We start from the raw sequence: 18,567 nt of genomic DNA on the forward strand, positions 1-18,567 counted from the left end.
CGTGTCGCAGATCCTCGGGCCGGGCTCCCCGCCGGAGCAGCGGCAGCCCGAGCGTGACCCCACCACCGGGATGTCGGGATCGTCCGGTCGCTCGCCCAGTACGGCGAACTCGCTGTAGCCGAGCGCCGATCCGGCCGAGGCGGCGCGGAAGGCGACCATCAGCGACGCACCTCCGCGGCCAGCTCGTCCAGCCGGGCGGCGGTGAGTTCGAGCCAGCGCAGGTCCGCCTCCAGGTGGAACAGCGCGTGGTCGCAGACCAGTTGGTCGACCAGGTCGCCGGCCAGCTTGTGCCGGGTGAGCTCGCGCACGTGGCGCAGGTGCTCGGCCCGCTGGGTGTCCAGCAGCTCGGCGGCCGGCCGGCCGGTCAGCAGGGCGAGCACCACCTTGGTGTAGAGGGTGTTCCGCAGGTAGGGCTCGGGGCTCTCCGGGGTGTCCAGCCACCGCGAGACGTCGGTGATCCCGGCCTCGGTGATGATGTAGCGCTTGCGCTCCGGACCCTCGCCCGGTTCGGTGCCCTCGACCTCGACCAGGCCGTTCTTCCGCAGTCGGGAGAGGGTCGCGTAGACCTGCCCGTAGTGCAGCGAGCGGCCGCGGCCGAAGCGCTCGTCATAGGCGCGCTTGAGGTCGTAGCCGTGCCGGGGTCGGGACTCCAGGAGCCCGAGGATGGTGTGGCCCAGTGACATGGTGTCGACTATGCACAGCATGTATACATCGAGTGTATAGACACGCCGGATCGGCCCTTGGGGTGCGGGGCCCCGGCGATCGCGGCAGGCTGGAGCCGGAGCCCCGTCGCCCAGCCACCCATCGTCACCCAGGAGGGCCGTCATGACCGAGCAGGCTCAGGCACAGATCGGTGTCACCGGACTGGCCGTGATGGGACGCAACCTGGCCCGGAACTTCGCCCGGCACGGCCACCGGGTGGCCCTGCACAACCGGACCGTCGCCCGGACCAACGACCTGGTCGAGCAGTTCGGGCACGAGGGCGACTTCGTCCCGGCCACCACCACCGAGCAGTTCGTCGCCGCGCTGGAGCGGCCCCGGCGGGTGGTGGTGATGGTCAAGGCGGGCGAGCCGACCGACGCGGTGATCGACGAACTCGCGCCACTGCTCGACCCCGGCGACGTCCTGGTGGACGGCGGCAACGCGCACTTCCTCGACACCCGGCGGCGCGAGGCCGCGTTGCGCGAGCGGCGGCTGCACTTCGTCGGCACCGGGATCTCCGGCGGCGAGGAGGGCGCGCTGAACGGGCCGAGCATCATGCCGGGCGGCACCGAGGAGTCGTACCAGGTGCTCGGCCCGCTGCTGGAGTCCGTCGCGGCCCAGGTGGACGGCACCCCGTGCTGCACCCACGTCGGCCCGGACGGTGCCGGCCACTTCGTGAAGATGGTGCACAACGGCATCGAGTACGCCGACATGCAGCTGATCGCCGAGGCCTACGACCTGCTGCGGCACGGTGCCGGCCGGCAGCCCGGCGAGATCGCCGAGGTGTTCCGGGCCTGGAACCGGGGGCGCCTGGAGTCGTACCTGATCGAGATCACCGCCGAGGTGCTGGCGCACACCGACGCCGCGACCGGCCACCCGTTCGTCGACGTGGTCCAGGACCGCGCCGAGCAGAAGGGCACCGGTCGGTGGACCGTGCAGACCGCGCTGGAACTCGGCGTCCCGGTCAGCGGGATCGCCGAGGCGGTGTTCGCCCGCTCGCTCTCCGGCAGCGTCGAGCTGCGCGCGGCCAGCCGCGAGCTGCCCGGGCCGACCGAGACCTGGCTGGACAGTGCCGCCGCCGACCGCTTCGCCGCCGACGTCGAACAGGCCCTGTACGCCTCCAAGATGGTCGCCTACGCGCAGGGCTTCCAGCAGATCCAGGTCGGCAGCGCCGAGTACGGCTGGCAGGTCGACGCGGGCGCGATGGCGACCATCTGGCGCGGCGGCTGCATCATCCGGGCCCGGTTCCTGGACCGGATCAAGGCCGCCTACGACGCCGACCCGAACCGCCCCACCCTGCTCACCGACGACCACTTCCGCCAGGCGCTCGGCGAGGCCCAGAGCGCCTGGCGCCGGGTGGTCTCCACGGCGGCGCAACTCGGCGTGCCCGCGCCGGGGTTCTCCACCGCGCTGGCCTACTACGACAGCCTGCGGGCGGCCCGGCTGCCGGCCGCGTTGATCCAGGGCCAGCGGGACTTCTTCGGCGCTCACACCTACCAGCGGGTGGACCGGCCGGGCACCTTCCACACGCTCTGGGCGGGCGACCGCAGTGAGCAGGAGCGTTGAGGGATCCGGCATGATCGTGGGGTGACCGACCAGCACGGGACCCGACCCGAACAGCAGCGTTACCTCCTCGACAACCGGCAGGACGAGGCCGGCGAGCGCTTCGTCGCGCTCGCCGAGCTCTTCGACCCGTGGACCCTGCGCCACCTCGACGACGCCGGGCTGACCGGCGGCTGGGCCTGCTGGGAGGTGGGCGCGGGCGGGCCCGAGCTGCCGAACCGGCTGGCCGAGCGGGTCGGCCCGACCGGGCGGGTGGTCGCCACCGACCTGGACACCGGCTGGCTGGCCGGTGACCGGGTGCACCCCCGGGTCGAGGTGCTGCGCCACGACGTCGCGGCGGACCCGGCGCCGACCGGTCCGTTCGACCTGGTGCACGCCCGGCTGGTGCTGGTCCACGTGGCCGACCGGGAACGGGCCCTGCGGACCATGGTGGAGGCGCTGCGCCCGGGCGGCGTGCTGGTCCTGGAGGACGCCGACCCGGCCCTGCAGCCGCTGATCTGCCTCGACGAGTACGGTCCCGAGCAGCGGCTGGCCAACCGCCTGCGGGCCGGGTTCCGCACCCTGTTGGCCGAGCGCGGCGCCGACCTCGGGTACGGGCGCACGCTGCCCCGGTTGCTGCGCGGGGCCGGGCTGGCGGACGTCCGGGCCGAGGCGTACTTCCCGGTGACCTCGCCGGCCTGCGCGGTGCTGGAGTCGGCCACCGTCCGCCAGGTCCGTGCCCAGCTGGTCGAGCGCGGCCTGGCCACCGAGGCCGAGATCGAGCAGCACCTGGCCGCCGTCGCGGCGGGCCGGCTGGACCTGACCACCTCGCCGCTGATCACGGCCTGGGGCAGGCGGGGGTAGCGGGGGCGGCGCGCCGGGGCCGGCCGGTCAAAACCTGCCGCCGGCCCGGTTCGCGTCTACGCTCGGCGGTGACATCGCACCAGGCCGGGCCCGGTCGCCGCAGATGCCCCGGGTCTGCCGAGGAACGGAGAACCGCACTCATGGCCGCCGAGCTGACCATCGAGCAGACCAGCAAGCTCATCGACACCGTCGCCCGCACCTCCAGTCACGCGGCCCGCGACATCGCGCTGTCCACCCGGTTCGCCGACGACCTCGGCCTGGATCCGCAGGGCCTCGACAAGCTCTACGGCCGGGTCCAGTCGGAGTTCGGGGTCACGCTGGCCGACGCGCAGGCCGGTCGGCTGCGGACGGTCGGCGACCTCGCCGAGGCGATCGCCGGGAAGCTGTGAGCCGGACCGGTCCGGTCGCGCGGCTCGCACCGACGGCGTCCCGGCGGGCTCAGTGCCCGTTCAGACTCTCACACAGTTGCAGCTCGGCGGCCGTCGTCGGGTTGGCCGAGGTGTTCGCGGTGAGCAGGTAGCGCTCGCCGGTCGGTGCGCCCGCCTCGTCCAGCTGGTGACGGAACTCCCGCGTCAGCGCGGTGTGGTCCCGGGTGTCCTGCGGGCCGTGGGGTGATCGGCCTCATCGTCCGGCTCGTCAGGGCACTCGGGCGGTCCGCCCGGTAGCAACGCGCCACGCGGCCCCCGGGAACGGGGGCCGCTCCCGGTGTCCTCCGTGGGAGGGGAAGTCCGGTCGCCGGGCCGGAGGTTGGAATACCGCCGCGGTCCGCGCCCGTTCCCCCAGCCATGAAGACTCTCGCACTGATCGGCAGCGGCAACATCGGCAGCACCCTGGCCCGACTCGGCGTCGCGGCCGGGCTGAACGTCGTGCTCAGCAACTCCCGAGGACCGCAGACCCTGTCCGGGCTGGTGGCGGAGCTCGGCCCGCGGGCCCGGGCGGCCACCGCCGCCGAGGCCGCGGCGGCCGGGGACTGGGTGGTGGTGACCGTCCCGTTGAAGAACTACCGCCAGGTGCCGGTGGCCGAGCTGGCCGGCAAGGTCGTGCTCGACACCAACAACTACTACCCCGAGCGTGACGGGCGCATCGCGGGACTCGACGCGGAGCGGACCACCACCGCCGAGCTGCTGCAGCAGCACCTGGTGGACGCCAGGGTCGTCAAGGCGTTCAACAACATCTACTTCAAGCACCTGGTCGCGCTCGCCCGCCCGGCGGGTGCCGCGGACCGCTCCGCCCTGCCGATCGCCGGTGACGACGACGCCGCCAAGGCGGCCGCCACGGAACTGTTGGACGCCCTGGGGTTCGACGTGGTCGACGCCGGGCTGCTGGCCGAGGGCTGGCGTTTCCAGCGGGACACCCCCGCCTACTGCGTCCCCTATGCGAAGAACCCGCAGGGTGCCGCCATCTCCGCGGACGACCCGGGCGCCAGCGCCGACGCCGCCACCCTGCGCGCCGCTCTCGCCGCCGCCCGCCGCCACCGCGACCTGCCCAGGAGCTGACCCGGGACCCGGGACGCGGGTTCGCCCGCGGGCGGGAGCGGGCGCGGCTGGACGGCGGTTGGCCCACCCCCGCCACCAACACGAAGAGCCGGCTTCAGCCGCGCCCTGACCCGGAAGCGACCGGGCTGGCGTCCCGGGCAGGCCGGGCTCGTCCCGGACCGGGCAGAAGGCCGGCCGCCGGAGCCGTCCGGCGAGTGCTACGCGTCGGTGCCGTCGGAACGGGTGGCACGCCAGCAGACGGAGCGGAACGGGAGGTCGATCTCACCGTCGCCGTCGAGCCCGTGCTGTTCCCGCAGCGCCCGCTCGGCCCCGGCCAGCAGCTCCCGCCGTTCGTCGGCGGGCAGCAGGATGACCGCGCTGTAGGTGCCGAGCAGCGCGGCCGCGTCGCCGGGCGTGCTGCGCCGGGTCCAGGTGAAGGTTCGCGACTCGATCCGGACGAACGGTGAGTCGGGGCCGGACAGGTCGGCGCGCAGCCGTTCGCCACGCTGGGCGTGGCGCTGCGGCTGTGCGCCGAGGTCGACGGTCCGCTCGGGGCGGAACCGGGTCCGCCACTGCGCCACCCACGGCACGGTGTTGTCCAGGCCGCTCCACACCACGCCCAGCCGGCCCCCGGGGCGCAGCACGCGCCCGACCTCGGGGACCGCCCGCGCGGTGTCGAACCAGTGCCAGGCGGAGGAGACGATCACCGCGTCGAGCCGGCCGTCGGGCAGGGGCAGCTCCTCCGCGGTGCCCTTCAGGGCGGTGACGCCGGGGCAGCGTGCGGTCAGTACCGCCCGCATCCGGTCGTCCGGCTCCACCGCGGTCACCTCGGGCACCCGCTCGGCGAGCAGCGCGGTGAGGGTGCCGGCGCCGGCGGCCAGGTCGAGCGCCCGGTGGCAGTCGGCGGGCAGCAGCCAGTCCACCGCCGCCTCGCAGGGCGCCGGGCGCAGCCGCCCGTAGTCCTCCGCGATGCTGCCGAACACCGTGGCCCGGGGGCCCTGTTCAACGTGTGCGTCGGCCATGGCGCGATCTCCTGCGGCTCGGTGTGCGGGTGGGCCGGTGGGCGGACCCGCCGTGCCGCCGAGCATAGGCGAGCGTCCTTCGCCGCCGGCACCCGGGCGGTCGACCGGGGCACCGGCGGCGCACGGATATAAGGACCCTTCTTATCCCGGCCCGCCACGATCCGGGCATGACCTCCAAGACCTCCCATCGTTCGGTACCGACCCGACGCCGCCGTGCGGCGGTCGCGGCGCTCGTCGTGCTCGGCGCCGGCACGCTGACCGGCGTGAGCTGGTCCTCCGCGTCCGGCGCGACCGTCCGGCCCGAGGCCCGGCTGCACGACGGCCGGATCGACCTCCCGATCACCGGCGGGACGGCCGAGCTGCGGCCCGACTCGCTGGCGGTGACGGTACGCGCCGCCGACGGCGGCGAGTTGACGCTCTCCGCGCCCGCGGCCCAGTCGCTGGGGCAGCCCGGGCCGGTCAAGATCAGTCACGGCACGGCCAGTTGGACGCTGCCCGAGCACGGACTGACCGTGACGGCGGCGGCCGAGCAGGGCCGGCTGCGCGTCACCGTCCATGGTGGGCAGGACAATTCGACGCTCTCGTGGCCGGTCACCGGAACCGACCGGACCGCCACACAGGTTCAGCTGCCGAGTGGTGACGGGCTCGGCATTCCGGTCTCCGACCCGTGGTGGAACTCGACCTCCACCGGCCTGGCCGGTCACAGCTACGACCTCACCGCCGACCTGACCATGCCGCTCTGGGGCTACACCCTGGGCGGCCACGGCGTCAGCTACCTGGTGCCGCGGCCGGCCGGCACCGCACTCGGCTTCGCGTCCGACGGCACCCGGCTGCACAGCACCGGCGTGCACACCTTCTCCCAGCGGGAGGGCACCCAGGACTACACGGTCACCTTCGCCCTGACCAGCCCGTCCCCGGTCGCGCCCGCGCTGGACTACCGGCGCTGGCTCACCGACCACGGCCAACTGGTCACCCTGCAGAGCAAGATCGCCGCCAATCCACAGGTCGGCAAGCTCCTCGGCGCGTTCCACGCCTACACCTGGGGCACCGCCCGGACCGCCCAGGGCGTCGCGCAGATGCAGCGACTGGGACTGAGCCGGATGTGGCTCGGTTACGACGCCGACGACAGCCCGATGGACCCGCAGGCGGTCGCCGCCGCCGAGCGGGCGGGCTACCTGGTCGGCCCGTACGACTCGTTCGCCAACGGGCAGGACCCGCAGATCGCCGACGCGCCGACCTCCAGCTGGCCGGCCCCGGTCTATCCGGACTTCTGCGTCCACGACCAGAACGGCCAGCTGAAGGCGGGCTTCCACGACCGTGGCTGCTACCTCAGCTCGCAGGCCTTCGAGCAGAGCGCGGCCGGCCAGCAGGTGCTGGCCCAGCGCACCCGGCAGATGACCGCGAACGGTGCCAACAGTTACTTCCTCGACGTCGACGCGGCGGGGGAGTTGTACGACGACTACAGCCCGGCCCACCCGATGAACCAGTCGCAGGACGAGGCCAACCGGCTCGCCCGGATGGGGAGGCTGTCCGGTTCGGACAAGCTGGTCCTCGGCTCGGAGAGCGCCGGCAGCTGGGCCAGCCCGGTGATCGACTTCAGCCACGGCTCGGCCACCCCGGTGGCCGACGGGCTGTGGTCGCTGGAGCGGGACAAGGCGACCTGGGGTGGCTACGCGCCCGCCGGCGCGCCCGGGACCTTCTTCAAGCCGGTCACGCTGCCGGCCGACCTGACCAAGGCGATGTTCGATCCGGTGTACCGGATCCCGCTGTACGAGACCGCGCTGCACGACGCGCAGGTCAACCTGGACCGCTGGGAGCTCTCGTACACCAAGTTCCCCGCGCTGGAGACCGACCGGGCGCTGCTCGCGATGCTGTACAACACGCCGCTGAACCTGGTGCTGGACGGCCCGACGCTGGCCGCGCAGGGGAAGCAACTGGCGGCGCTGCAGAACTACTTCGCGCCGCTGCACGAGGCCGCGGGCACCCAGCCGATGACCGACTTCCGCTGGCTCACGCCGGACCACCAGGTACAGCGGACCACGTTCGGCGACGGCGTGCTCCAGGTCACCGCCAACTTCGGTACCAGCCCGTACGGTTCGCTGCCGCCCGGCTGCGTGGACGCCAAGCTCGGGGGAGACCGTCAGCCGAGGCGGCTCTGCCCGACGACGCTTCCGGTCGGGTAGTCGCACCGAGGCTGTCAAGGCGTTCGTTGCGAACCGGCCTGTTACTGGAGTGGCGACTGATGCCTTTGTGGCATTCCGGCCCGTCACCGTGGGATCTCCCCGGTGGCGGGCCGGTCGGCATTGGTGGTTCGGATTGGCGGGATTCGATGCCTTGCGCAGTTTATTTGCCTGTGTGTGGTTGTTGTATGACCATCCCTTTACTTAGCTTGGGGTGAGGGCGAACGGGCGGCGGCCCAGCCGCACCGCTCCGACGCGCCCGCGGCCGGCACGTCCAGTGGGGCGTGCCGGCGTAACGCATCGGGTACCACCATCACCTGCTGGAGAACCCTGTGAATCACCCTGTTCGGCTGCGTGACGCGATCTCCGAGACCGGGACCACCCCGCTCATCGGCGTCTTCGACATGTTCTCCGCCTCCCTGGCGGCTCAGCACTACGACGGAATGTTCGTTTCCGGTTTCGGCTTCGCCGCCTCGCACTACGGTCTGCCGGACATCGGCTACATCGCCTGGCCCGACATCGTCGCCTTCGTCCAGCGACTCCGGCTGGCCTTCCCCCGCCAGCACCTGCTGGTCGACATCGACGACGGCTACGTCGACCCGGAGACCGCCTGCCATGTCGTGCAGCACCTGGAGGCGGCCGGGGCCTCCGGCGTGATCCTGGAGGACCAGCAGCGTCCGCGCCGCTGCGGGCACGTCGACGGCAAGCTGATCCTCCCGCTGGAGGCGTACCTGGAAAAGCTGCAGATGGTCCTGGCCGCCCGTCGCGACCTGGTCGTCGTCGCCCGCACCGACGCCACCGAGGAGGGGGAGATCCTGCGCCGCGCGGAGGCCCTGGCGGCGACCGACGCGGACGTCATCCTGGTCGACGGCGTGCGCAGTGTGGAGTGGATCCGCAAGGTCCGTGCCGTCATCGGGGACAAGCCGCTGCTCTTCAACCAGATCGCCGGTGGCAAGTCGCCGCGGCTCTCGCTGCCCGAACTGACCGAGCTGGGAGTGGACGTGGCGATCTACAGCACGCCGTGCCTGTTCGCCGCGCACGGCGCGATCGACCAGGCGCTGCTCGACCTGAAGAAGGCGGACGGCCGGTTGCCGGAGTTCACCGCGGAGAGCGTCGGTGTCGCCCAGTCGCTCGCCCTGCTGGAGAAGAACATCAGCCGGCACCACCAACTGGCGACCCAGGCCGGATAGTCGGCCCACCGTCACCGCGACGGCGCCGCCTCCCCCGGTTCCGACCGCCCGGACGGCCGTCCGATCGAACGGCCGTCCGTCGCGTCGCCGGGGCCCTTCAGCCCGGCGGCGTGGCGACGGTCTCGAACTCGTACCAGGTCCACTCCTCGGCCGCCCGGTAGCCGAGGGAGCGGTTGATCCCCAACATGTGCGCGTTGTCGGCGTTGTTGAAGGTCTGCACCCAGCGCGCCGCGGGAAACCCGTCGAGCATCCAGAGCGTCTGCGCGGCCTTGAGGCGGATGCCCAGCCCGTGGCCGCGGTGGCCGCGGGCCACCCCGGTGTCCCAGATGTCGAGGGACTCCGGCCCGTCCGGTGTGCTGGCGAAGATGGTGAACCCGGCGACCTCGCCCGTCGCGGTCACCGCGGCCAGCACGTGGCGGGCCACGCCCGCCCGCACCGACAGCCGTTCACGGCCGCGCAGCCGCTCGCGGTCGTGTGCGGCATGCTCGTACACCAGCTCCCCCTGCGGGGCGTCGGCCATCGCCGCCATCGCGACGCAGAACGAGTCGGCCAGCTCGTCCGGGCAGTGGTCGGTCCAACGGGCAAGCCGGTAGCCGGAGTTCTGCTCGGTGGCCGCGGCGGTCGCGGTGAGTCGGGCCCGGGAGACGCCCGCGAGGTCGAGCACGGACCTGGTCACCAGCTCGACTCCGCGGCCCCCGTGCGCGGTGACCAGCGCGTCCACCGGAACCGTCGACGCGCCGTTGACGACCACCCGCGGTCGGTCCAACTCTGCTCTCACCGCCAGTACTTCGGCGAACAGGGCGGAGCCCAGGCCGCGTCCTCGGCCGGTGGGAGCGACCCAGACGGAGGCCGCCAGCAGGTCCTCGTTGGCGTCGTCCGTCCACTCCGCGATCGCCACGCCGTCGGCGACTCGCGCGTCGGCGTCGCGGAAGGCCCCGAAGACCCGTACGCCGCCGTGGAAGTCGGGCAGGCACCACAGCCGCAGCGTGCTCGCCGCAAGGGCGGGGAATCCGGGCATCTGCTCGCCGAGCACCGCCCGCGCGACCGGCAGCACCGCGGCCAGCTCCTCGGCCCGGTCGGCCGGACTGATCTCGCGAATCATCACCGACCCAACCAAGCACGCGACACCGAGCTCGTGCCACCGGATTTCCTCTGCCGCGGAGGGGAGTTGACGCCGGGCCGGCCAGGTGTCGGGCCGGCCCGGCGCCGGTCCTACAGCTCCAGCAGGGCCGCCAGTCGCGCCTCGGGGAGGCTGCCCGGTGCGCGGCCGTTGCGGGCGAAGTCGTTGGCCAGGCGTTGCAGCGCCTCGTTGAGTGGTGTCGGCACCCCGTGCAGCCGCCCGAGCAGGACGATCTCGCCGTTCAGGTGGTCGGCCTCGATGTCGCCGGTGCCCCGGGCGAGGCTCTGCCAGGAGGAGCCGCCGGGGCGCGGTTCGCCCTCGACGGGGACGGCCGTCACCAGGTCGCCGCGGACCGCCTGCTGTTCGGCCGTGCTGCGGTACGCGATGCCGGCGGCCGCCAGGACGGCCTCGCCCTCGGCCCGCGCCCGCTGCCACACCGCCGTGCGCAGGTCGCCCCGGATCGGCCCGCTCAGGGCCTCGAGCGCGTTGCCCAGATTGCTGAGCAGCTTGGCGTACTTCCAGCTCATCACCGAGTCGCTGACCGGCGCGCCGATCCGGGCGGTCTCCAGGTCCGCGGCGATCCGCTCGGCCGTCCCGTCGCGGCCCGCGGGGTAGCGACCCAGGTGCAGCATGCCGCTCAGCGGGCTGCCCAGGGCGCAGACCCGGCCCGGCTCCAGATGGGTGGCCGGCATCCAGACGCAGACGCCGTAGACCCGACGGAACCGGCGGAGCGCGAGCCGCTCGTTCGCCACGCCGTTCTGCGCGCAGAGCACCGGCAGCAGCTCGCCCGCCGTCCCGCCACCGGCCACCGGCTGCGCGGCCCACTCGGTCAGCAGCGCCTCGGAGTGCTGGGTCTTCACCGCGAGGACGAGCACGTCGTCGCGGCGCAGCTCGACCTCCAGCGGTCCGCCGTGGGCGGGTACGGCCAGCTGCTGGACGCCCTGCGGGGTGGCGAGCCGTAGACCGTCCTGCCGCAGGGCCTTCAGGTGGTTCCCGCGGGCGATCAGGACCACCTCGTGACCGCTCTCGTACAGCCGTCCGCCGATCGTGCCGCCGACCGCGCCGGCGCCGATGATGATGTAGCGCATGTGTCCAGCATGGCAGGCCGGATCGGCCTCCCGGCAGGGGCTACGCCCAGAGCTGATCCCCCGTCACGACCGGTGGTGCCGGGCCGGGGCACCGAACCAGGCGCGCAGGGCGGCGTCCGGTCGCTCGGTGTCGTCGCGGCCGACCCAGCACACGTAGCCGTCCGGGCGCACCAGGACGGCCCGGGTGTCGGGGGCCCCGAGGGCGGCGGCGGTGTGGTCGACCCGGTCCGTCCAGGGCGCGAGCGCGGCGACCGGGCCGGGCTGCTGACCGGACGTCAGGAGCAGGCCGCGGCCGGTGGGCAGTTCGATCCCCGGCAGCCGGGCGCCCAGTAACGGGTGCGCGGGGGAGCCCGGCATCGGGTAGCGGATGTCCAGGCCGGAGATCATGCCGGCGATCCGCCGGTTGGCCTCGGGGACGGTGAGCAGCCCGGCCACGGTGGCGCGCAGCGCGCGGGCGTCCGGGTCGGGGGAGGAGAGGACGCCCTGGGCCCGGGTGTTCTCCAGCACCATCGCCCCGACCGGGTGCCGCTCGGCGTGGTAGCTGTCCAGCAGCCGCTCGGGCGCCCAGCCGTGGAGCTGGGCGGCGAGCTTCCAACCGAGGTTGAAGGCGTCCTGCATGCCGAGGTTCAGGCCCTGGCCACCGGCCGGCAGGTGGATGTGGGCGGCGTCGCCGGCCAGCAGCACCCGGCCGTCGCGGTAGCGCTCCGCCTGGCGGGAGGCGTCGGTGAACCGGGACGCCCAGCGCAGCTCGCGCAGCCGGACCCGGTCGCCGTGGTGGGCGAAGAGCGCGGCCCTGACCTCGTCCTCGGTGACCGGGGCGGACCGCTCCAGGCGTTGTTGCTCCGGGCCGCCGAAGAGCAGGCGGTGCACGCCGCCGTCCAGCGGGAGGAGGAAGGACAGGCCCTTCTCGTCGGGTTCGAGGGAGGGCAGCCGCCACTCGGTCCCCGCCGCCGGGCCGCCCTCGACGACCACGTCCGCGACCACCATCGACAACCGTCCGTCCCGGCCGGGGAAGGGCATCCCCAGCAGGTGGCGGACCGTGCTGCGGCCACCGTCCGCGCCGACCAGGTACCGCGCGCGCAGCCGCCGCGTCCGGTCCGGGCCGGTGACGGTGGCCGTCACACCCTCGTCGTCCTGCGCGAGGTCGGTCAGTTCGTGCCCGTGCAGGAGTGGGACGCCGTGGTCGGTCAGGCGGTTCTCCAGGCACTCCTCGACCCGGGCCTGTGGAATGCCCAGTTGGTACGGGAACGGAGTGTCGAAGACCGAGTAGTCCAGGGGCATCCCGGCGAAGTGCCCGCCGGGGATGGTGGCCAGCGCCCGGTCCAGTACCGGCTCCAGCCAACCGCGCAGCTGCAGGATCTCGGCGGTGCGCGGCTGCAGGCCCAGTGCCTTGGACTGGCCGGTACGCTCGGGCAGCCGCTCCAGCACCAGGGCGCCGACGCCCGCCAGCTGTAGCTCGTTGGCCAGCAGCAACCCGGTCGGGCCGGCGCCGGCGATCAGGACGTCCACGTCGTCGGAGGTCATGTCCCACCCCTTCCACTCCGTAGCTCCCCATCCTGCGCCGCGTGCCCGAGCAGTGGGACGGAACCCCGGGGCGTCACCCGAACGGCTTATCCGAGGCGGATACACGTCCTGTGCCGTCAACCTTCGAGGGGAACTGGTCGATGTTCGCCGGCACAGGACGGATACATTCAAGTATCCGATGCTTGGATGTATCGTGTGCCTGCAGTCACCGCACCGCTCCGCACCTGGAGGTCCGATGCCCAAGGGCACCACCAAGCGCCGGCCGCGCACCCGGGCCGCGCTGCTCACGGCAGCACTGGAGGCCTTCGCCGAGCACGGCTTCCAGGCCACCACCATCGAGCAGGTCTGCGTGCGCGCCGGGTACACCCGCGGCGCGTTCTACTCGAACTTCAGCAGCAAGGAAGAGCTCTTCCTCGCGCTCTTCGACCAGCACGCCGAGCAGACCCTGAGCCGACTGGCGGCCCGGACGGACGCGCTGGCCACCGAGGACTTCTCACTCGACCGGCTCGCCGAACTCGTCTCCGAGGTCGAGCCCGCCGAGCGCGAGTGGTACCTGGTGACCACCGAGTTCACGCTGCACGCCATCCGCGACCCGCAGGCCGCCTGGATCCTGGCCCGGCACGACGGCCGCCTCCGGGCGGAGCTCGCCCGCGGCCTCACCGGCTACCTGGAACGCGCCGGCCTGACCCTCACCGTCGCGCCCGAGGAACTCGCCCGGCTGCTGATCGCCATCCGCGAGGGTGGTCTGGCGCAGAGCTACGTCGAGCCCGAACAGCTGCCTCCCGGGGGGCTGGACCGGCGCTTCCTGGCCACGATCCTCTCCGCCGTCACCACCCGCGCCGACGCCACCGACACTGCCGTCACCGCCACCGCCGACACCGACCCGGGAGACCGATCCGCATGCCCAGCCCCACCCCACGGCGACGCCTGAAGATCGCGGTCCTCGGCGCCGGAAGCATCGGCTGCCACCTCGGCGGCCACTTGGCCCCGCACGCCGAGGTCACGCTGATCGGCCGGCCGGCGCTCCGGGAGACCCTGGCCGGTGGCCTCACCCTCACCGCCGCCGGCCGGCCCACCCGGCACCTCCCGCCGGACCGGCTGGTGGTGGCCACCACTCCGGACGCGGCCGCCGACGCCGATTTCGTCCTGGTCACCGTCAAGTCCGCGGCCACCCCGACCGCCGGCCGGGAACTCGCCGAGCACCTGCGCCCGGGCGCCGTCGTCGTCAGCTTCCAGAACGGCCTGCACAACCCGGGCATCCTGCGGGCCGCGCTGCCCGGCCACACCGTGCTGGCCGGCATGGTCCCGTACAACGTCCTGCAGACCGCCCCGGGCGCCTTCCACCAGGGCAGTACCGGCTCGCTCATGATCGACGACACGCCGGAGGGCGCCGGGCTGCTGGAGCTGCTGCGGGCGGGCGGCCTGGCGGTCGAGGCACGGCGGGACATGCGCGAGGTCCAGCACGCCAAGCTGCTGCTGAACCTCAACAACGCCGTCAACGCGCTCTCCGGCCTGCCACTGCGCGACCAGCTCGGCCGGCGCGCCTACCGGCGCTGCCTCGCCCTCTGCCAGCAGGAGGCGCTGGCCGCGCTGCGCGCCGCCGGGGTCCGGCCCGCCCGGCTGGGGCCCGTCCCGCCGGCGCTCACCCCGGCCTTGATGCGGCTGCCCGACCGGCTCTTCCGCCGGATCGCCGCCGGCGCGCTGGGCATCGACGCGCACGCGCGCTCGTCCATGTGGGAGGACCTGGAGCGCGGCCGGGCCACCGAGATAGACGCGCTGCAGGGCGAGGTGGTGGCGATCGCCGCCCGGCACGGCCGGACGGCCCCCGCCAACGCCCGCCTGGTGGCCCTGGTCCGCGAGCGCGAGGTGGCGGACGCGGCCGACGCCCGCCGCTGGACCGGTTCGGACCTGCTCGCGGAACTCACCGCCGCCCGCGCGGCCGACAAGGCGGGCCGCCCGGTCTGAGCTATCGGATCCATTGCCGTATCGGATACATCGGCGTACCTTTTGTAGGGCAGGCAGGACCACCACCCCTGGAGGACGGCCATGACCACCCCTGTGCCCGCCGCCGTGTCCGCCGTCGTCGGCCCCATGCCGGACGGCGTCACCTTCCCCCTCCCGCCGACCTTCGACTCTGTCGAGGCCGAGCGGCAGTACCGCAAGGAGCAACTCGCCGCCGGATTCCGGCTGTTCGGGAGGTTCGGCTTCTCCGAGGGCGTCGCCGGACACATCACCGTCCGCGACCCGGAGAACCCCGAGTGGTTCTGGGTCAACCCCTTCGGCCTGAGCTTCAACCTGATCAAGGCCTCCGACCTGATCCTGGTCGACCACCAGGGCACCCTGCTGCACGGCAATCGGCCGGTGAACAAGGCCGCCTTCGTCATCCACTCCCAGGTGCACGCCGCCCGCCCCGACGCGATCGCCGCCGCGCACTCCCACTCCCTGCACGGGAAGGCGTTCTCCAGCCTCGGCATCCCGCTGGACCCGATCACCCAGGACGCCTGCGCCTTCTACGAGGACCACGGCCTCTACGGCGACTACCGCGGGGTGGCCAACGAGCTGGAGGAGGGCCGGCGGATCGGCGCGGCGCTCGGCGGGTACAAGGCCGTGATCCTGCAGAACCACGGCCTGCTCACGGTCGGGCACTCGGTGGCCGAGGCCGTGTGGTGGTTCATCACGATGGAGCGCTCGTGCCAGGCACAGCTGCTCGCGATGGCGGCCGGCACGCCCAAACTCATCGACCGGGAGACCGCCCTGCTGACCCGGGAGCAGATCGGCAGCCACCTGGCCGGCTGGTTCCAGGCCCGGCCGCTGTGGGACCAGATCACGGCCTCCGATCCGGATCTGTTCGACTGACCCGCCCGGTGCGACCTCGGCGCCGCCCCGTGACCAGGCGGAACCAGAGGCTCGGGATCAGGATGGTAGGAGGTGTACGTCCTGTTCCAGCGATGAGGTGGGCGCCATGAGTTACCCCTCCGAGAACCCGTCCGGGGCCACCCCGGGGCCCAACGAGGCGCACCAGCCGCCGCCCCGCGAACCCGACCGGCCGCAGCCGCCGCACCAGCCGCCGCGCGTCGGGCTCGGCGAGAGCCCGTACGGCGGCGCCCTGAACGTGCTCTCCAACGCCGCCTGGCAGGTCCTGCTCACCGCGGGGGTGGCCGCCATCGCCCTGGGCGTCTTCGTACTGGCCTGGCCGGCCGCCACGCTGGTGGTGGTCGGGGTGCTCTTCGGCATCTACCTGCTGGTCAGCGGCGTCTTCCAGCTGGCCGGCGCGTTCGGCCACCACGTGCCCGGGCACCTGCGGGCACTCAGCTTCATCAGCGGTGCGTTCTCCTTGTTGCTGGGCCTGATCTGCTTCCGGGGAGCCGCGGAGTCGATCCTGTTGCTCGCGCTGTGGATCGGCTTCGGCTGGCTGATGCGGGGCACGCTCATGACGGCGATGGCGATCTCGACGCACGACCTGCCGGCTCGTGGCTGGCAGATCTTCCTCGGTGTCATCACCGGGCTGGCCGGCGTGGTGCTGATCGTCTCGCCGTTCCACTCGATCGCCGCGCTGACCCTGGTGGCCGGGATCTGGCTGATCGTCCTCGGGGTCACCGAGGTGATCCACGCCTTCCAGCTGCGGGGCCGGTCGAAGAAGCTGGTGGCCGGTGCCCAGGGCACCCGGGCGCGGCTGGGGTCGCACCCGCACCCGCAGGTCTGATCCCGGGCCGACGGGGTGGCCCGGGTCAGGAGCCGCAGTGGCTCCAGCCGCTGGTCCAGCTGCTGCCCTGGTACGAACCACCCCATTCGACACAGGTGTTGGGGGCGTGCTCGGTGACCGGGCCCGCGTAGTAGCTGAAGCTGCCCGGGTTGCTCGCCGAGCTGCCGCCCTTGACGGCCAGTGTCGCGTTCATCGGGACCGCGCCGCCGACGTCGTTCGCGAGCGTGGCGACGCAGTTGTCGCCGTTGGCGTTGTCGTAGAGCAGGTACACGGTGGCGGAGCCGAGGCTGTGCGAGTCGATGACGCTGTATCCGCCGCCGCACACCTGGCCGGCGCTGTAGGGGTTGTGGCCGGTCGGCGGCGGCGTCGTCGGCGAGGCCTTGGGGGTCGGGTCGGCGCTGGGGGCCGGGGCGGCCGGCGCCGCTGGCGCACCGCCCGCCGCCGGAGCACTGCCTGCTGTCGGCGCGGCCGCGCCGGCCGCGCCCGAACCGGTGGGAGTGACCGGTCGGGACGTGCCGGCCGCGGCGCCGGTACCGGCGCTGGCACTGGCCGGGGTTGACGGGTCGGCGGAGGCCGAGGGGCTGCCCGAGGGGGCGGCGCCGGACGCCGTGCCGGTGGGAGCGACCAGCGGGCTGAGACCACCGTCGAAGCTGTTGGCCGTCGTGGCGGCGGCGCTGGCGGAGCTGGCGGCGGAGTGCGCGGACTTCTGCCCGGAGCCGGAGAACTGGACCGCGGCGGTGATCAGGCCGCCGATGGCGGTGGTGGCCACGACACCGGCCGCCGCCGCGCGGATCTGCCTGCGCCGTCGCACCTGCCGCTCGTGACGCTCCGCCAACGCGGCCCAGTCGGGCTGCGGTGCGCTGGTCACCAGCGGTTCGTTGTTCCAGACCGGTTCGGTCCCCCGTGTGTCCGTCATGAGCCGACATCCTAGGGCCTGTCCGGCGGGCCCCGGGGTGGCGGCGTCGCCATCGCCGAGGCAGCCGGCGCCCGATCGGTTCCGGCGCGCGCGATCGGCTCGGAGCTGGTCTGCTGGTCCGGGGGAGGCCGTCGCGCCAGGACCCAGGGGAGAATCGGATGAGCACTTATCGAGTCGCACAGGTGGCCGCCGTCGGCGGGCCGTTCGAGATCGTGGAGCGTGAGGTACCGCGACCAGGCCGGGGCCACGTACGGATCGCCGTGGACGCCTGCGGGGTCTGCCACAGCGACGCCCTCTTCGTCGACGCCGGGGTTCCGGGCCTGCGCTTCCCGCTGGTCCCCGGCCACGAGATCGCCGGGCGGATCGAGGAGTTGGGCGAGGGAACGGACAGTGGTTGGCAGGTGGGCGACCGGGTGGCGGTGGGCTGGTTCGGCGGCAGCTGCGGCCACTGCACGCCCTGCCGGCAGGGCGACTTCATAGTCTGCGTCAACCTGCAGGTCCCGGGCTGGGCGTACGACGGCGGCTTCGCCGAGGCGGTGGTCGTCCCGACCGGCGCGCTGGCCCGGATCCCCGAGGCGCTGACGGCGGCCGACGCGGCACCGCTGGCCTGTGCGGGGGTGACCACGTACAACGGGCTGCGGCGCAGCTCGGCGCGCCCTGGCGACCTGGTCGCCGTCCTCGGTCTCGGTGGCCTCGGCCACCTGGGCGTGAAGTACGCGGCCGCCATGGGCTTCGAGACCGTGGCGATCGCCCGCGGCGCCGCCAAGGCCGACTTCGCCAAGGAACTCGGCGCACACCACTACGTCGACAGCACGGCGGGGACCGGCGTCGCGGAGGCGCTGCAGGCCCTCGGCGGTGCCAAGGTCGTGCTGGCCACCGCGGGCAACTCCGACGCCATCACGGCGACCGTGGACGGGCTCTCCCACCGCGGCGAGCTGGTGGTCATCGGCGCGGCCGGCGAGCCGCTGGGCGTCAGCCCGGTCCAGCTGCTCATGCAGGGCCGGATCCTCCGTGGCCACCCGTCCGGCACCGCCCAGGACGTGGAGGACACCATGGCGTTCAGCGCCCTGTGCGGGATCCGCCCGATGATCGAGACCGTGTCGTTGGACCAGGCCGCCGAGGCGTACCAGAAGATGCTCTCCGGTGCCGCCCGCTTCCGGATGGTGCTCACCACCGGCTGACCCCGCGCTGCCGACCTCGCGCGGCGATCGGCCGAATGGCGGAAGCCGACCCGTGGCGAG

Annotated in this window: 17 protein-coding genes; 11 read left to right on the plus strand and 6 right to left on the minus strand. The window is 73.4% G+C overall.

Features of this window, described 5'->3' with window-relative positions:
* Positions 1-158: 158 nt before the first annotated feature.
* Positions 159-683 carry a PadR family transcriptional regulator gene (locus ACIGXM_RS10130; protein ID WP_396559170.1) on the minus strand — a complete coding sequence of 175 codons (525 nt, stop codon included), beginning with the start codon at positions 681-683 and terminating at the stop codon, positions 159-161.
* A gap of 142 nt (positions 684-825) precedes the next feature.
* Between ACIGXM_RS10130 and gndA the strand changes: the two genes are divergently transcribed.
* From gndA to ACIGXM_RS10150, 4 genes are all read left to right on the plus strand, one after another.
* On the plus strand, positions 826-2,268 hold the full coding sequence (gene gndA, locus ACIGXM_RS10135) for an NADP-dependent phosphogluconate dehydrogenase (RefSeq protein ID WP_396558871.1): 1,443 nt from the start codon (positions 826-828) through the stop codon (positions 2,266-2,268).
* Positions 2,269-2,289: 21 nt separating this feature from the next.
* Positions 2,290-3,108 (plus strand): methyltransferase domain-containing protein, encoded by an 819-nt coding sequence (locus tag ACIGXM_RS10140; RefSeq protein ID WP_396558873.1) that lies wholly within the window; start codon positions 2,290-2,292, stop codon positions 3,106-3,108.
* A 140-nt stretch (positions 3,109-3,248) separates the two neighbouring features.
* Entirely contained in the window at positions 3,249-3,497 is a 249-nt protein-coding gene (locus tag ACIGXM_RS10145; protein WP_396558875.1) for an acyl carrier protein, read from the plus strand.
* Between the two features lie 396 nt (positions 3,498-3,893).
* The gene (locus tag ACIGXM_RS10150; RefSeq protein WP_396558877.1) at positions 3,894-4,604 is read left to right on the plus strand and encodes an NADPH-dependent F420 reductase; all 711 of its coding nucleotides are present in this window, start codon (positions 3,894-3,896) and stop codon (positions 4,602-4,604) included.
* 197 nt (positions 4,605-4,801) lie between these two features.
* On the opposite strand, the gene ACIGXM_RS10155 is transcribed toward ACIGXM_RS10150, so the two are convergent.
* Complete coding sequence (locus ACIGXM_RS10155; protein ID WP_396558879.1) at positions 4,802-5,605, minus strand: class I SAM-dependent methyltransferase; 804 nt, start codon at positions 5,603-5,605, stop codon at positions 4,802-4,804.
* Positions 5,606-5,772: 167 nt separating this feature from the next.
* Here ACIGXM_RS10155 and ACIGXM_RS10160 point away from each other — a divergent pair, with 167 nt between their 5' ends.
* Positions 5,773-7,788 (plus strand): glycoside hydrolase, encoded by a 2,016-nt coding sequence (locus ACIGXM_RS10160; RefSeq protein WP_396558881.1) that lies wholly within the window; start codon positions 5,773-5,775, stop codon positions 7,786-7,788.
* Between the two features lie 329 nt (positions 7,789-8,117).
* Entirely contained in the window at positions 8,118-8,975 is an 858-nt protein-coding gene (locus ACIGXM_RS10165; protein WP_396558882.1) for an oxaloacetate decarboxylase, read from the plus strand.
* A gap of 97 nt (positions 8,976-9,072) precedes the next feature.
* Here ACIGXM_RS10165 and ACIGXM_RS10170 read toward each other — a convergent pair whose 3' ends face one another.
* The 3 genes from ACIGXM_RS10170 to ACIGXM_RS10180 all read right to left on the minus strand — a co-directional run bounded on the left by ACIGXM_RS10170 (position 9,073) and on the right by ACIGXM_RS10180 (position 12,707).
* Positions 9,073-10,077, minus strand: coding sequence for a hypothetical protein (locus ACIGXM_RS10170; RefSeq protein WP_396558884.1), 1,005 nt, complete (start codon positions 10,075-10,077; stop codon positions 9,073-9,075).
* A gap of 110 nt (positions 10,078-10,187) precedes the next feature.
* Positions 10,188-11,183, minus strand: a complete 996-nt coding sequence (locus ACIGXM_RS10175; RefSeq protein ID WP_396558886.1) for a ketopantoate reductase family protein — start codon at positions 11,181-11,183, stop codon at positions 10,188-10,190.
* Between the two features lie 63 nt (positions 11,184-11,246).
* Positions 11,247-12,707 (minus strand): FAD-dependent monooxygenase, encoded by a 1,461-nt coding sequence (locus ACIGXM_RS10180; protein WP_396558888.1) that lies wholly within the window; start codon positions 12,705-12,707, stop codon positions 11,247-11,249.
* A 235-nt stretch (positions 12,708-12,942) separates the two neighbouring features.
* Between ACIGXM_RS10180 and ACIGXM_RS10185 the strand changes: the two genes are divergently transcribed.
* The 4 genes from ACIGXM_RS10185 (at position 12,943) to ACIGXM_RS10200 (ending at position 16,410) form a co-directional block, all read left to right on the plus strand.
* Entirely contained in the window at positions 12,943-13,638 is a 696-nt protein-coding gene (locus ACIGXM_RS10185; RefSeq protein ID WP_396558890.1) for a TetR/AcrR family transcriptional regulator, read from the plus strand.
* On the plus strand, positions 13,608-14,672 hold the full coding sequence (locus tag ACIGXM_RS10190) for a 2-dehydropantoate 2-reductase (protein ID WP_396558892.1): 1,065 nt from the start codon (positions 13,608-13,610) through the stop codon (positions 14,670-14,672). Before ACIGXM_RS10185 ends, ACIGXM_RS10190 begins: the two co-directional genes overlap by 31 nt.
* An 81-nt stretch (positions 14,673-14,753) precedes the next feature.
* Positions 14,754-15,563, plus strand: coding sequence for a class II aldolase/adducin family protein (locus ACIGXM_RS10195; RefSeq protein ID WP_396558894.1), 810 nt, complete (start codon positions 14,754-14,756; stop codon positions 15,561-15,563).
* Between the two features lie 106 nt (positions 15,564-15,669).
* Positions 15,670-16,410: an HdeD family acid-resistance protein gene (locus tag ACIGXM_RS10200; RefSeq protein WP_396558895.1), complete on the plus strand. Its 741-nt coding sequence runs from the start codon at positions 15,670-15,672 to the stop codon at positions 16,408-16,410.
* A 25-nt stretch (positions 16,411-16,435) separates the two neighbouring features.
* Here ACIGXM_RS10200 and ACIGXM_RS10205 read toward each other — a convergent pair whose 3' ends face one another.
* The gene (locus ACIGXM_RS10205; protein WP_396558897.1) at positions 16,436-17,326 is read right to left on the minus strand and encodes a hypothetical protein; all 891 of its coding nucleotides are present in this window, start codon (positions 17,324-17,326) and stop codon (positions 16,436-16,438) included.
* Between the two features lie 158 nt (positions 17,327-17,484).
* Here ACIGXM_RS10205 and ACIGXM_RS10210 point away from each other — a divergent pair, with 158 nt between their 5' ends.
* The gene (locus ACIGXM_RS10210; protein WP_396558899.1) at positions 17,485-18,507 is read left to right on the plus strand and encodes an alcohol dehydrogenase catalytic domain-containing protein; all 1,023 of its coding nucleotides are present in this window, start codon (positions 17,485-17,487) and stop codon (positions 18,505-18,507) included.
* The last annotated feature ends 60 nt before the right edge of the window (positions 18,508-18,567 follow it).

The organism is Kitasatospora sp. NPDC052896, assembly GCF_044547075.1.
Taxonomy (GTDB): Bacteria; Actinomycetota; Actinomycetes; order Streptomycetales; family Streptomycetaceae; genus Kitasatospora.